We start from the raw sequence: 14,100 nt of genomic DNA on the forward strand, positions 1-14,100 counted from the left end.
CATATTACCTCTCCTCTACATAAGTATTATTACAATAGCCAGGCCGGATAAATAACCTAAGTGTTTATACATTCGTTCATTTTTCTGCCTTAACTCTTCGGCTTTAATTTCCAGGCTGTCTAATTGTTTGATGATCACACTGAAACTTTTAATTTGTCCTTCCACATCAGAATTCCCTAATGAATACCCGAAGCTTTTCAAAATTTCCATATCCTCTTTCTTAAGGCTAAAAAATTCTTTTGTCTCCTCTAAAGAAGCTTCAAAGGCTTCACCCACAGTGCTGTAAGTCCTTTTATTCAGCATTTCAACTGCAGAAGTAAATAATTTCTTTATGGGGTTTTCACACCGCATAAGTACGCTTTCAAAGGCTAGCGGCAGCGGAGTATTTGAGTAAACTATTTCGGTTTCAAGCATTTGAAGAGCAATCTTTAAATGCTTAATCTGCCTTACCCGGGAACTATATTGTGAGCCTAATATTAAACCTACCCCTGAAGCTGAGATGAATACCAACAAAAGACCTATTGTTTTTATCATCCTATTCCCCCTTATCTGAATGGTTTATTAATAAGTGAATTAAAATTCACACCGTCTATTATGTCTTCTATGGTGCCGGGACCGCATCTTTTACTTAATATGACCAGCCTTTCAAAGACCTTATTTTTTACAACATCCCCTATAAAGGGTCTCTGTAATACTTCTTCAAGGCTGTCACCGTGAATTGTGGTAATAATCCTTATACCTGCATTAAGACCTTCATATACCGCATCCATATCGGCTCTGCTGCCTATTTCATCCGTAGCAATAATATTGGGCGACATGGAGCGGATAAGCATGATAAGCCCTTGTGATTTTGGACAGGCATCGAGGACATCTGTTCTTATTCCGACATCGTTTTGAGGCATTCCCTCAAATGAGCCTGCTATTTCTGATCTCTCATCACACAGCCCTATTTTTAATCCGCTGATGTTTAAAGACTCAGCACCGCTGCTTAGCTGGCGTATCAAATCCCGAAGAAGAGTTGTCTTTCCGCATTGGGGAGGTGAAATTATAAGGGTATTGTATATATCATTTTCTTTTCTTACTAAATATTTTAAAAGGCTGTCTGCAGCCCCTATTACCTGCCTTGATATTCTTATATTAAAGCCGGAGATATTCTTCAATGCTTTTATTTTTCCGTTATCTATAATACCCCTGCCTACAATGCCCACCCTGTGGCCGCCTTTTAATGTTATGTATCCTCCCTTTAATTCTTCTTCTATGGCATAAACAGAATAATTGCTTAAAAGCTGGAGAGTCTTTTCGCAATCGTCTTTTGAAACTATGTAAGGATTTATGAGCCTTAAGTATATTTCTCCCTTTGAAGTAAGAAAAAAATCCCTGCCTCCGATATTAAGCATTAAAGGCTTATTAAGCCTTAATCTTATTTCCTCCAGTTTATTCAAGTATTCTTCGGGAATTTTATTTATCAGATCCTTTATTTTAGGAGAAATACCGGTTAATATTTCTTCTTTCAGTACTTTTGATATTTTAACCTTTTCATAGGAATCCACGTGACCTTGTCCCCCTTTCTTATATAATTATTATTTTTAATGTCACTACATTATGACTAAATCAAAAATACAAAATAAAAAAATAGAGCAGGTTAAACTTATATAAGTTTAACCTGCTCATGGAAGCAATTTTGCTTAATTATGTCAATTTTAGTGTTCGTGATCATGGTGGTGATGGTCATGAGCGTCGTCGTGATCATGTCCGCAGCATCCGCACTCAAAATGTATAGGTTCATGACAGTTAGGGCAAAGGATTTCTTCGTCTTCATCATCAAAGAGTTCTTCATCAAGATATACGGTTTCATTGCAATTAGGGCATTCGATTTCTATAAAACCGTCATCTTCCTCTTCTTCTTCACCGTATAATTCTTCTTCCACATCTGCCAAATCTTCATCGATGGCTTCAACATATTCGTCAAGCTCTGCCTGAGCACCTTCAAGATCCTCAATAGCTTCAGCCATACCCTGAAGCACTTCTATTATGGACCTTAATACTTTTCCTTCCTTTGAATTGTCGTTTATGTCTAATCCATCTGCAAGACCTTTAATATAGGATACTTTTTCTTTAATAGTTTCCATAGTACACCTCCTGTTATTTATTAGTATGCTTTATGCTCTTTCCATATATTCTCCGGATCTCGTATCAATCCTTATTCTGTCTCCTGTATTTACAAAGAGAGGAACCATTATTACAGCTCCTGTTTCAACTGTGGCAGGCTTTAATGTGTTTGTGGCTGTGTCGCCTTTAACACCGGGCTCTGTATGTGTAACTTCAAGCTCAACGAAATTGGGTGCTTCAACTGAAAAAGCCTCACTTTTGTAAAATCTTATAATTGCATTGTCATTTTCTTTTAAGTATTTAACTGCATCTTCAACAATTCCTTCATTAAGCGGAACCTGTTCATATGTAGTAGTGTCCATAAAATAGTATAATGTACCGTCATTGTACAAATACTGCATTTCCTTTCTTTCAATAACGGCTTCCTGGAATTTTTCTGTTGGGTTGAAAGTTTTTTCAAGTACTGTACCTGCGATAACATTTTTTATTTTAGTTCTTACAAAGGCTGCACCCTTACCAGGTTTTACATGCTGAAAATCAACAATTGTAAATACTTGTCCATCCATTTCAAAAGTAGTTCCTTTTCTGAATTCACCAGCTGTTACCATATATTAATCCCTCCATATGTACACAATTTATTATAAATTAATTTAATTTTTTTCTACAGCTATTTTTCCCTATAATAGAAAAATATAAACTATACAATCTCAATTAGTTTTTTATCTGATTTTGATAATACTTCGCATCCGTTTTCAGTTATTAATAAAAGATCTTCTATCCTTACACCGCCGAAATCAGGAATATATATACCCGGCTCATCGGTTATTATCATACCCGGCTTTAAAAGTGAGTCTCCTCTTTTGGATACAGAAGGCAGTTCATGTATCTGCATACCTACTCCGTGACCTAAGCCATGGCCGAAATATTCTCCATAACCCTTATCTTCTATTATCTTTCTTGCTACACAATCCAGATCCTTGCCTGTGATTTCAGGCCTTGCCTTTTTAATTACTTCTTCATTGGCATATAAAACTGTATCATAAATATCCTTTTGCCTGCCTGAAGCCTTGCCTATTACAACGGTTCTTGTCATATCAGAACAGTAGCCGTTATATATGCAGCCAAAGTCCATTGTTAAAAAATCCCCTTCTTCTATAGCCTTTGCGGTAGGTTTTCCGTGAGGCAGGGATGATCTTTTACCCGATACAACGATTGATGGGAATGAAAGATTAGAGGCTCCGTTGGATTTTATAAAAAACTCCAATTCTAATGCAATGGAATTTTCAGTTACGCCCGGCTTTATCATATTCAAAATATGGGTAAAGGCTTTATCGGCTATGGACGCGGCAGTGCTTATATTTTTAACTTCATCGGCATCCTTGATCTGTCTTATTTTTTCCACCAAGCCATCTAATTTTATAAAATCAACATCTCTCAGATTGGCTTTCAAATCATCATAAAACATAAAGGACATAAGGTTTTCTTCAAAGCCCAAGGTTTTAATGTCCAAGGACTTAATCATATTTGAGAGGTGTTCTGCTATCTTGATTTTGTATTGCTGCACGGTAAAGCCCGATACTTCTTTTAAAGCCTGCTCAACATACCTGAAATCAGTAATAAACAAAGCATCGTTTTGAGTAACTATTGCATAACTTTCATCTCCGGTGAAACCGGTGATGTAGTTTCGGTTAGAGTCGGAAATCAATAAAGCTCCGTCCAGTTTTTTTAAAGCCAGGCCTTCCCTTAGCTTTTGCAATCTGCTATTATTCATAAAATCACCTCCTGTCAAATAAATAGACTATGAATAAACACATAATTGCCATTATTTATTATACAATAGATATTCTACCAGATACTTTATATTTTTAGCAAATGTATTTTCATTTATTGCTTTTATTTAAGGAAGCTTTGATATATATTCTTCATTTCCAGAGCATCTTCAGCCATTGTTCCCCGGGACTCACAAATAATTACAGGATTCATATGATATTTAACAAGCAGCTCTGCCAAAGGAGGAAAATCGGGGCCATATTGTACATCTTTATATGTCCAGTGCTTTTTTTCACCGTTATTAGTAAATTCAATGCGGCTGAAGTGGCAGTGAAGGTTTTTAAGCCTGTATTCTCCCAGACTGTTTTTTGTTTTTATGAGTACCGCTTCAAAATCTTCCTTTGATTTTAAGCTCCCCTGGCCTAATGCATTAATGTGGCCAAAATCTATTGTTGGTGTAAGGCCTTCATTAAGGCGGCAAAGCTCTAATACCTCATCTAAAGTGCCCAGCTGGTTCCTTTTCCCCATGGTTTCAGGGCATATTATTACGTCCTCGCATTTCATTTCCTTAATGATAAAAAGGGTACTTTTCAAGGCATCAATAGCACAATTTAATGCAAATTTTCTGTCCATGTTGCTGCAGGAGCCGGGATGAAAAACGACTCTTTTAGCTCCCATCCAGATGGCAGCTTTTACAGAATTGATTATATAATTGATTGAATTATTTAATTTTTCTGCATCCTGGCTTGCAAGATTGATATAATAGGGAGCATGAATGCTTAAATGAATGTTGTAAGCTTTTGCTTTTTCTCCCAGTTTAATTGCAGTATCTTCTTTAATATTTATTCCGCGGCTTAAGGAATATTCGTAAGCATCAAGGCCCATATCCTTCAGCCACGCAGGCATCTCAAGGGATGATTTATGCCCTTGTTCATAAAAAGATTCTGAATTTCCTGCCGGTCCAAATTTTGGAGGCATAATTAAACCCCTTTCTAAAGTAAAATAGCCTGGTCTAATCCAGGCTTATTTATCTATATAACCTAAATGTGTCCATAACCCTGTTGGCTACAATGAGCGGAGAATCATACGATGTATCAATAAATATGTCAGCGGCGGTATATAACTGTTTCCTTTCCTCAATAAGGTTATATACTTCTTCTCTTGATTTTCCTGCAACTAAAGGCCGTGTATCGTTGCCGGATATCCTGTCATAAATGATGTCCTTATCGGCAGTCAAACAGACAATGATACCTCTTTTCTTAAGATTTGAAACGTTTTCGGGGCTTTTAACCACGCCTCCGCCGCAGGCTATTATGCTTTTATCCTGATTGGATAACTCCTTAATGACCTGCATTTCAATATATCTAAAATAGTCTTCCCCTTTTGTTTTAAAAATTTCACTGATTAAAAGCCCGCATTTATTTTGTATTTCATCATCGGAATCAACAAATCTATAGCCTAATTTTTCGCTTAATATCATTCCTGTTGTAGTTTTGCCGGTCCCCATAAATCCGATTAAAGCGATATTACCTTTCCTCATATTAACCTCACTCAAACATGTTCTCCTTGCTTGTCATGCCTTGTATGGGATAATCATAAAAATAAGAATCCTCTTCTTTTAAATATAGAAAATTTATATCCAATATAGCAATGAGACTTTCTGCATTTTCATCTCTTATAATGGTTAAATTATCTGCTGACATTTTATTTATATTGTACTCGATTTTGTTTAAAAAAGAAATTATACTTTTATATTCTCCTCTTATATTATAATTTAGGGTGGATAATAAGAAAGCTTCATTTATATTTTCAGTTTCATTATCATTATTTAAAGGAGTTCCTATATTGAGTTTTTCAATTGTACATGAGGATTCCAAAGCTATGGCCTCAATCTCCTTTATTATATCTGAAATCTTGCGGAATGGGGGAATATAATCATCATATTTCAAAGCCTGTACGGCCAATAGATCCACCTGGCTTGTCAAGGTATCCATATTCTCCTTTTTAAGCTTTAGGTCATTTAAAATTTGCCTGTTTGTTTCAAGGGTATTATAGGTATTTACTGTATTTTTTATAAGGGGTTCCAATATTGATTGATAATACAAAAATACAAATAACGATATGGATGATAAGAAAACCAGTATATTCTCGCGTTTTGATAAAATCATAATAATTTCACTGCTCCTCTTCTGTTTTCACTGTATTGAAGTATAGTGAAAAATTGTATTGTGAATTATTGTACCGGGAGTCGATATCGCTTATATAAACATTATGTAATTTTTCAGAGCTCTCAAGCTTACTCAAAAAAACCGCTATGGACTGCTGGTTTTTTGATGTGCAGTCAAGATTTATCAAATCTCGTGTTGAATTATATTCGAGAACGGTTATGTCTGATGGTATCATTGCTGATAATTCATTAATAATATCAGAGGAGCTAATGTTATCCTTGTTGATGTCATTAAAAAATTCTATTGTAGATTGTATTCTTTCTTTTTGCAGCTTAAGGCTTTCCAATTCGTTTTTTATATATGAAAGCTCTGCAATTTCTGTTTCAATAATAGAGGTTTCATTTTGAGCCCTATTCTTTAAAAAAATAGGTAAATAAGTAATTACTGCTATAAAAATAATTAAAACAAAAGACCATGTAAAATACATTATCCTCTTTTTATAGTTTTCTTCCCTTATTCGTATTTCATAAGGAATGAGGTTTATATCATCCATTGGATTACTCCTTGCATAAATTAATTTAAATCTCACTTTAATTCCAGTCAAGGCAAATCAGCTTATAGGCGTCAGCTGTTTCCTGAATTAAATACCTTGCAGTAATGGTAATCATAGAATATGAATAATATCCTGTGGAAGTCAATATGAATGTCCTTTTATATATATCATCCAATTCAGCTTTAACATCATAATAGCTTGGCTTTTCTATGATTTGGGGAAATATAGCCGAGTCTTTGCCAGAAGCTTTTTCGTACTCCTTGATCAATTCATCAAAGCAATTAGATTTTAGGGGACTAAAAAAGTTCCGGATTTCCATACTTATTGTAAGATTTATAAAGTCTTCATCTTCTTCAATATATGATATTTCTTCAAGGCGTTTGTTTATTTCTCTGTCAATTATTGTTAAAGCACGTTCTATTCCGGCTTCGGCAATATAATAGGCACATTCTTTATTATAATAGGCCGATGACATCAATTTTTCATTATATGTTACTGTTGCAAGAACGGAAGATAGCATTGCAATAAAACTCATAGTAATAAGGACTATAACTGATATCGCTCCTTTATGCTTCATAAATTCACCTGAAATTTATCAACCTTTTTTGAGATCACTACAGAAGAATTATATGTTTTACCGTACTTTTCAGTGGTTATTGATATTTTAAGAAAGCCTTCCTTATTATCAAAAGCAATATCCTCTATGTTTCTGATTATAAGGTTTTTTGAATTATTTACTATACGGTATAAAGCCCTTTGTTTGTCGCTATCATATGTCCACTTTATTATTACAGCTTTGCCTTTCACATTTAGGGTTAATATGGACTTTCCTTCATCTTCCCAATCACCCTTTGCTACTGATAAAATATCGGCATTTCTCACATCAACGGCTATTGCATCTAAGGCATGCCTTAAATCCTGCTGAATCTCCCAGGTTATATCGTATTCCTTATAAGCTTTTAGAGAATAAGAATAAATTTCATAAGACATGGCTGTAACCAAGGAAAGAATTGAAATTGTGCAAAGCAATTCTATGAGGGTGTATCCATTGCTCTTTTTTACGATTTTCATATTAATAGCCGCCTTTTAAAGATATTAGGTTTACCTTGCTTTTTTCGCCCTGTATCCTGTCCCAAACTGCTATATCTATTTTAATAATCCTTGCTTCTTTAACTGTTAATATTATCTTTATCGCATAGTCGAAATCTAAGCGAAGCCCTATATTTTTCATTCCCTCAAAATCCTCTCTGCCTTCTCCCTTAATTGAAAAATCATATTTGTTGAGGGAATTTACAAGGTCTTCCTCACTATTATGAAAAACATATATTGTGGCATAGGAACCAGTATCGCTGCTCTTTACAATATCAAAAATTACTTTTTTAAGCTTGTTAAAAGAGGAGATATGCATATCCCCTGAGTTTTTATTGCTTTTATAATATTCCATGACGCTTTTGGCAACATCCGTGGTTTTACTCTTTACTTCCGCATCTTTGTTGTTTTTTAACGAAAGGGTGAAGGTATTCAGAAGAGGTATCAGGATTATACTCAAAATTGCCGTGCAATATAAAAGCTCTATAAGAGTAAAGCCTTTATTTTTAAGCTTAGACATTTATATTCAATCCCTTATGCTTATATAATAGCTGCCCACAGTTATGGTTATTTTTCTAAACTCTTTAAAATTGTTTGTAAGAGACACGGTGCAGGGATAAGGAACAGCATGCCCATTGCTGTTAAAGGATACTTTGTTATCCTTATATGTTGAATATATATTATCGAATCCTATGCCGGCAGGAAGTTTCTTATTTTTATACACATTATCATAGCTGTTTTTATAGCTGTATATCATGTAGCTGTTGTTGGTGCGATTAAAGTAAACATGATAGGTATACCCTTCCGAACGGGCTTTTGATTGTGCCAGCCTTAAATCACTTAAAAGCTCTTTTGCTGCGATATCAAGCATTGTATGCTGATTCTTATAGGAAAAATTATTGAAAAGGGGCATGCTTATTCCCGTTATTATGCTTATTATGGCAATTGCCGATATGAGCTCTATTAAGGTCATTCCCTTTTTCTTATTCATGACATTTATTCTTCATCTGTACCTGTGACAGCCGGTATTTCTTCTATCATAGGTGTTCCGCCTATAATTTTTATTAGTTCAAGTGAAGTATCTCTGATAATATTCAAGTCGTCAACTCCATTTAAAAAATCAGGTATTTTTGATATATATGGACCCTTACGGGAACCGTCTATCGTGTCATCCGCCTTATTTTCCAATAGATCATTTAAGTCTTCTAAGGGTGTATTGTGTTCTATATCGTATCTTTCAATAGCATTCCTTACCATGGTAAAATCAGCCCTTGCCCTGGCCAGCATGGCTGCCTCTGAGTAGCCGGACACCTTAGGCAATATAAGCACAGCCATAATTCCCATAATGGCTACCACGGCTATAAGCTCTATTAAAGTAAAGCCTTTTTTCCTTTTCATAACAAAACCTCCATTTTAGCTTATCCAATGATTAAAGCCTGTCTTAGCACTAGTGCTATCAAATTAAGTATTACAAGTATTGACTTTAATTTTTATAGATAAACATAGAGGTTATTATTATTTGAACTTTTTAAAAAGAATTATGGGGCAATGAAAGACTTAGTGCATACTATAAATTATAATTAAAATATGTTGAGGATAATAATGTATATAATTTTATGTCCATGTTGCTGCTGCCTGCTCTATATGAGATATTTAAGTGCAGAGATGATGAATAACCCAGGAAACATAAGTAATCCATATTCCCTCACTCCTCCGGCTACGCCTCATCTTACGGGAATATACATTGTATCGCCTATGGAAACCCTTTTTAGTATATATCCTACTTACTCACCTATTGCCAGTGAGATTACATTTTATGGAGCAATAACAGGCCCCCAGGGATTGCCTCGCTGAATAAAAACATAAGAACTTGCCGGCTATAGAAATCATAAATTACCGGCAGGTCCTGACAACCTTATTACTTCGTAATAAAAAACCTATAAAGGCAGAATTAAGTTACAGCCTTTATAGGTTTTTATATAAACAAAAGGGACTTATCAGCTTTTAGGCAGCTTTACAAGCTGCATTTCTGTATCTTTTATAGGATTATATATTTTTACTATTATGTTTCCAGACATATCTATATATATTTTAAAATCCGCATCCGGAACATTTATGCTTTTAACCTCAGGTGTAAAATTCAAATACTCTTTTATTGAATTCATGTTGATTGCCGAAGGTTGAGTGCTCGAAGATTTATTGATGATTCTTTTATCATCAATGGCATCGCTTACGGCATGAGCAATTAAGAGTCCTGTCAGCTCGTCAGATTTTAATAATGCCTCTTCTTTATTGGCAGACATTTTAGGATAAATCATGAGAGCAAACAATGCTATCATTGAGAGACAAAGGGCGATTTCCAGTATAGTATATGCCTTAAGTTTTCTGTATATATTAAATTTCATCATTTTCTTCTACCCCATATATTTATACATATCCATCATGGGAAGAAGAATGGATACTATTATGAAACCTACAATCACCGAAAGGAATACTATTATTATGGGTTCAACCAATGTTGAAAGTCTTGATATCATTTCATCTGCTTCATCATCATAAAAATCCGATGCCTTTGAAAGCATCATGTCCAATGTTCCTGTTTCTTCTCCTATTCTTACCATTTCAAGCAGCATGGATGGAAAGACTTTTATGGAGGATATAGTATCTAGAAGGCCGGCTCCATTCTTTAATTCATCCTTGCATTTTAATATGCCTTCTTCAACAACGGCATTGGAAATAGTTTTTTCAACTGCATCCATTGCCTTCAAAAGGGGGATGCCGCTCTCTAAAAGCATAGACAAAGTTTTGGAAAATCTTGAGGCTACCCTTTCCTTGTTTATGTCACCAATCAAAGGCAGCTTAAGGAGAAAATGATGATATTTATATCGTCCCTTCGGAGTCTTTATATACTTAATTGATAAGTATATAGCCAAGAAAGAAGCAGATAGAAAAAAATACCAGTAATTCTTAAGCTGATGGTTTAAACCTATAATGATTTTTGTCGGCAGAGGAAGCTCTGCATTAAAGCTTTTAAACGTCTCGGCAAACATCGGAAGCACGCCGAAGTTTAAAAATACAATTACGGCAATTGCTGCGCACATGACAACCATAGGGTATACAAGAGCTGATATAATTTTGTTTTTAAGGGCATTTTCCTTATCATAATAAATAGCCATTCTTTTAAATGCTTCATCCAATCTGCCGGAAACTTCTCCTGCTTCAATGACATTTACTAATAAATCCGGAAACACTTTAAACTGCCCCATTGATTGTGACAGTGCTTTACCCTTTTGAACCTCTTCGTAAACCTTTGTCAAAACTTGCCTAAAAACTTTATTGTCTATTTGCTGCCTTAAAATATCAAGGCCTTTAACTATGGTTATGCCTGAAGCAGCGATGGCAGAAAACTGCCTGCAAAACACGGAAATATCTTTAAGGCTTACCCTATTAAGCAAATGATGGTTTATATATCTTTTAGGATAAGCCTCTGCGATTTCAAAGGGGAAATAGCCTTTTTCCTTAAGAGATTTGATTACCAAAGCCCTATCGGCTAAATCCATGGTCCCCTTGAGAACTTTTCCATGGCGGCTTTTTGCTTTGTATATAAATTCAGGCATATAAATTCCTCTTTATATATTTATCATCCTTGAAACGATTTCTCTGTCTATACAATATGTCATCAAGGATTCTTTACTTATAAGGCCTTTTCTATACAATTCAATTAAAGACATATCCATGGATTTCATTCCGTATTTTGCTCCTGTCTGTACGGATGAATCTATCTGATGGGTTTTTCCCTCTCTGATTAAGTTTCTTATAGCCTGCGTAACAACCAATATTTCCAAGGCTGCTACCCTTCCGTTCCCGTCTGCCTTTTCAATTAATTGCTGGGATACTATTCCTTCTAATACTGCAGCTAATTGTACTTTTACCTGCTGTTGCTGGTGAGGCGGAAAGACATCAAGTATCCTGTCAATAGTTTTGGAAGCGCCTATCGTATGAAGCGTGGACAATACCAAGTGCCCTGTTTCAGCAGCCGTTATGGCTATTGAAATAGTCTCTAAGTCCCGCATCTCCCCTACAAGAATTACATCCGGATCTTCACGGAGGGCTGCACGAAGGGCATTGGCATAGGATTTGCTGTCATGCCCTATTTCTCTTTGGTTGACTATGCTTTTACCATGCTTATGCAAAAATTCGATTGGATCCTCCAGCGTCAGTATATGGCAATTTCTTTCGCTGTTAATCTGATTTATCATAGCAGCCAAAGTTGTGGATTTACCGCTCCCTGTTGGCCCGGTTACCAATATAAGGCCTCTGTTTCTTCTTGACAGCTCGGCTAATACGGGGGGATGATCCAAGCCATCCAGAGTGGGAATTTTAAGGCCTACAGCACGTAATGCCATGGCATCCGAGCCTCTCTGCCTGTAAACATTGACTCTGAAACGTCCCACGCCGGCAACGGAATATGAAAGGTCTATCTCACCTAATTCCATATATTTTTCATACTGTTCATCAGTAAAAAGGTCTTTTGTAAATCCCTCTATATCCTTGGGGGTTAACTTTTCATTGCCTACGGGTATAAGTTTTCCGTTAATTCTTAATGCCGGAGGTATACCTACAGTTATGTGCAAATCAGATGCATTCCTGTCCATGGTTTCAATCAAAAGGTCATTAAGTTTCATTGTACATCTCCTTACTCTTTCATAAATGTTGTTCTAACCAATTCATCTATAGTTGTGGTACCCTTTAATACAAGGTCGGTGCAATTTTGCCTCAAGGTTTTCATACCATTTTGTATACTGATCTCCCTCAATTCTTCAGTCTCCGCATCTTTTGATAAAGCTTCTCTGTGAATTTTTTTAAACTCCATAATCTCGTATATTCCGGTCCTCAAGTAATAACCAGTATGATTGCATAAATTACATCCTCTACCTTTATATATCGGATAAGGTTTCTTAAAATCAAGCCCAAGTATACTTTTTTCATTTAAATCAGCAAAATATTCATATCTGCAATTAGGGCAAATTTTTCTCACCAGTCTTTGTGCTATGGTGCCAATCAGGGAGGATGATATTAAATAAGGTTTAATTCCCATATCAACAAGCCTGGTTACAGAACTTGCAGCATCATTGGTGTGCAGAGTGGATAAAACAAGATGCCCTGTTATAGCTGCACGTATTGCTATCTCTGCCGTTTCATCATCTCTTATTTCACCGATCATCAAAATATCAGGATCCTGTCTTAATATTGCCCTTAATCCGGCAGCGAAGGTAAGACCGGACTTATTATTTACGTGAACCTGGCTTGCATCCTCTATCATGTATTCTACAGGATCTTCTATGGTTATGATATTCTTATCCGGTGTATTCAATAAATTCAGAAGGGTATATAAAGTTGTGCTTTTTCCGCTTCCTGTCGGCCCTGTAATTAAAATTATGCCATGAGGTGCTTTTATCATATTTTGGATTTTAAAGAGATCTTCACTTGATATTCCAAGATCATTTATATTTAAGGCAAGATAATTTCTGCTCAATATTCTTATTACGATTTTTTCTCCGAAGATGGTTGGAAGTACAGATACCCTCATATCGATTTCTTTATCATCGATTGTATGTATAACTCTCCCGTCCTGGGGAAGCCTGTGCTCTGCGATGTTTAGTTCAGAGATTATCTTGATTCTGGTAATTATTGCCGCATAAGTATCCATTGAATCTTTATTTATATCACGTAAGCTTCCATCTATCCTGAAACGAATTTTAAAATACTTTTCGCCGGGTTCAATATGTATATCGCTGGCTCTTATTCTTACAGCCTGATTTATTATATTATTCACATATCTGACTGCCGGAGCATAATCGGTTATTTCAATTGATGTATCCTTTAGCTCCTGCTCATCCTTTGTGATGTATTCTTTTTTCAAATCTTCAGCGGCTTTTTTAGTGTTTTGCCTAATATAATGTTTATCTATAGCTTTTTTTATAGCTTTTTTTGAGGATATAACAGGCTGTGAATCTAAGCCTGTTGAAAATTTAACATCATCCAGGGCAAAAAAATCAAAGGGGTTGGACATTGCCACAATTATTTTTTCCTCTGTCATATCAATGGGTATGAGATTATATTTGCTTGCTAAGGCTTCGGACACGGAAAGTACGGCGTCTTCGCGGATTGAAAATTCATCAAGGTCCACACACTTCACTCCAAGATACCTTTCAAGCTTAGACATGAGTTCTTTTTCGGAAAGTATACCCTCTTCAACAAGAATATCCAAAAGATTTTTGCCTGTTCTTCTTTGGATATCCGATGCTCTGTTTAAATCATTTCTGGTAATGCCCCATCCCTCAAATATATTCTCCAGATTTTGTTTTGATAATTTTTTTACCAAATTTATCCCCTTCAGATATATAGTTT

19 protein-coding genes are annotated in these 14,100 nt (G+C 35.6%); 1 reads left to right on the top strand and 18 read right to left on the bottom strand.

Annotated elements, in window-relative coordinates; genetic code table 11:
* Positions 1–15: 15 nt before the first annotated feature.
* The 14 genes from spoIIIAB to OXPF_RS23510 all read right to left on the bottom strand — a co-directional run bounded on the left by spoIIIAB (position 16) and on the right by OXPF_RS23510 (position 9,087).
* Complete coding sequence (gene spoIIIAB / locus OXPF_RS06925; RefSeq protein WP_054874473.1) at positions 16–534, bottom strand: stage III sporulation protein SpoIIIAB; 519 nt, start codon at positions 532–534, stop codon at positions 16–18.
* An 11-nt stretch (positions 535–545) separates the two neighbouring features.
* Positions 546–1,550: a stage III sporulation protein AA gene (gene spoIIIAA / locus OXPF_RS06930; RefSeq protein ID WP_201779685.1), complete on the bottom strand. Its 1,005-nt coding sequence runs from the start codon at positions 1,548–1,550 to the stop codon at positions 546–548.
* 150 nt (positions 1,551–1,700) lie between these two features.
* Complete coding sequence (locus OXPF_RS06935) at positions 1,701–2,129, bottom strand: CD1247 N-terminal domain-containing protein (RefSeq protein ID WP_054874474.1); 429 nt, start codon at positions 2,127–2,129, stop codon at positions 1,701–1,703.
* A 30-nt stretch (positions 2,130–2,159) separates the two neighbouring features.
* Positions 2,160–2,717, bottom strand: coding sequence for an elongation factor P (efp, locus tag OXPF_RS06940; RefSeq protein ID WP_054874475.1), 558 nt, complete (start codon positions 2,715–2,717; stop codon positions 2,160–2,162).
* A gap of 89 nt (positions 2,718–2,806) precedes the next feature.
* A complete protein-coding gene (locus OXPF_RS06945; protein WP_054874476.1) occupies positions 2,807–3,880 on the bottom strand; it encodes a M24 family metallopeptidase in 1,074 nt (357 codons plus the stop codon).
* Positions 3,881–4,002: 122 nt separating this feature from the next.
* Positions 4,003–4,857: a TIM barrel protein gene (locus OXPF_RS06950; RefSeq protein WP_054874477.1), complete on the bottom strand. Its 855-nt coding sequence runs from the start codon at positions 4,855–4,857 to the stop codon at positions 4,003–4,005.
* A gap of 49 nt (positions 4,858–4,906) precedes the next feature.
* On the bottom strand, positions 4,907–5,434 hold the full coding sequence (locus OXPF_RS06955) for a shikimate kinase (RefSeq protein WP_054874478.1): 528 nt from the start codon (positions 5,432–5,434) through the stop codon (positions 4,907–4,909).
* Positions 5,427–6,047, bottom strand: a complete 621-nt coding sequence (locus tag OXPF_RS06960; protein WP_054874479.1) for a hypothetical protein — start codon at positions 6,045–6,047, stop codon at positions 5,427–5,429. The genes OXPF_RS06955 and OXPF_RS06960 overlap by 8 nt, the downstream gene beginning before the upstream one ends.
* 7 nt (positions 6,048–6,054) lie before the next feature.
* Entirely contained in the window at positions 6,055–6,651 is a 597-nt protein-coding gene (locus tag OXPF_RS06965; protein ID WP_160317170.1) for a PilN domain-containing protein, read from the bottom strand.
* On the bottom strand, positions 6,638–7,135 hold the full coding sequence (locus OXPF_RS06970; protein WP_160317171.1) for a hypothetical protein: 498 nt from the start codon (positions 7,133–7,135) through the stop codon (positions 6,638–6,640). Before OXPF_RS06970 ends, OXPF_RS06965 begins: the two co-directional genes overlap by 14 nt.
* A 38-nt stretch (positions 7,136–7,173) precedes the next feature.
* Positions 7,174–7,671: a PilW family protein gene (locus OXPF_RS06975; protein ID WP_054874482.1), complete on the bottom strand. Its 498-nt coding sequence runs from the start codon at positions 7,669–7,671 to the stop codon at positions 7,174–7,176.
* Position 7,672: 1 nt separating this feature from the next.
* Positions 7,673–8,209 (bottom strand): prepilin-type N-terminal cleavage/methylation domain-containing protein, encoded by a 537-nt coding sequence (locus OXPF_RS06980; protein WP_054874483.1) that lies wholly within the window; start codon positions 8,207–8,209, stop codon positions 7,673–7,675.
* Between the two features lie 6 nt (positions 8,210–8,215).
* Positions 8,216–8,680 (bottom strand): pilus assembly FimT family protein, encoded by a 465-nt coding sequence (locus tag OXPF_RS06985; RefSeq protein ID WP_054874484.1) that lies wholly within the window; start codon positions 8,678–8,680, stop codon positions 8,216–8,218.
* Between the two features lie 5 nt (positions 8,681–8,685).
* Positions 8,686–9,087, bottom strand: a complete 402-nt coding sequence (locus tag OXPF_RS23510) for a type II secretion system protein (RefSeq protein WP_054874485.1) — start codon at positions 9,085–9,087, stop codon at positions 8,686–8,688.
* A gap of 246 nt (positions 9,088–9,333) precedes the next feature.
* Here OXPF_RS23510 and OXPF_RS22400 point away from each other — a divergent pair, with 246 nt between their 5' ends.
* Positions 9,334–9,543, top strand: coding sequence for a hypothetical protein (locus tag OXPF_RS22400; protein ID WP_160317172.1), 210 nt, complete (start codon positions 9,334–9,336; stop codon positions 9,541–9,543).
* 143 nt (positions 9,544–9,686) lie between these two features.
* Here OXPF_RS22400 and OXPF_RS07000 read toward each other — a convergent pair whose 3' ends face one another.
* Genes OXPF_RS07000 through OXPF_RS07015 form a run of 4 tightly spaced genes read right to left on the bottom strand, consistent with a single transcriptional unit; the run spans position 9,687 to position 14,074 of the window.
* Positions 9,687–10,097, bottom strand: a complete 411-nt coding sequence (locus OXPF_RS07000) for a hypothetical protein (RefSeq protein ID WP_054874487.1) — start codon at positions 10,095–10,097, stop codon at positions 9,687–9,689.
* A gap of 6 nt (positions 10,098–10,103) precedes the next feature.
* Positions 10,104–11,306: a type II secretion system F family protein gene (locus OXPF_RS07005; RefSeq protein WP_054874488.1), complete on the bottom strand. Its 1,203-nt coding sequence runs from the start codon at positions 11,304–11,306 to the stop codon at positions 10,104–10,106.
* Between the two features lie 12 nt (positions 11,307–11,318).
* On the bottom strand, positions 11,319–12,374 hold the full coding sequence (locus tag OXPF_RS07010) for a type IV pilus twitching motility protein PilT (RefSeq protein ID WP_054874489.1): 1,056 nt from the start codon (positions 12,372–12,374) through the stop codon (positions 11,319–11,321).
* An 11-nt stretch (positions 12,375–12,385) separates the two neighbouring features.
* A complete protein-coding gene (locus OXPF_RS07015; RefSeq protein ID WP_054874490.1) occupies positions 12,386–14,074 on the bottom strand; it encodes a GspE/PulE family protein in 1,689 nt (562 codons plus the stop codon).
* Between the last annotated feature and the right edge of the window lie 26 nt (positions 14,075–14,100).

The sequence above is a fragment of the Oxobacter pfennigii genome, from assembly GCF_001317355.1.
GTDB classification, from domain to species: Bacteria; Bacillota; Clostridia; order Clostridiales; family Oxobacteraceae; genus Oxobacter; species Oxobacter pfennigii.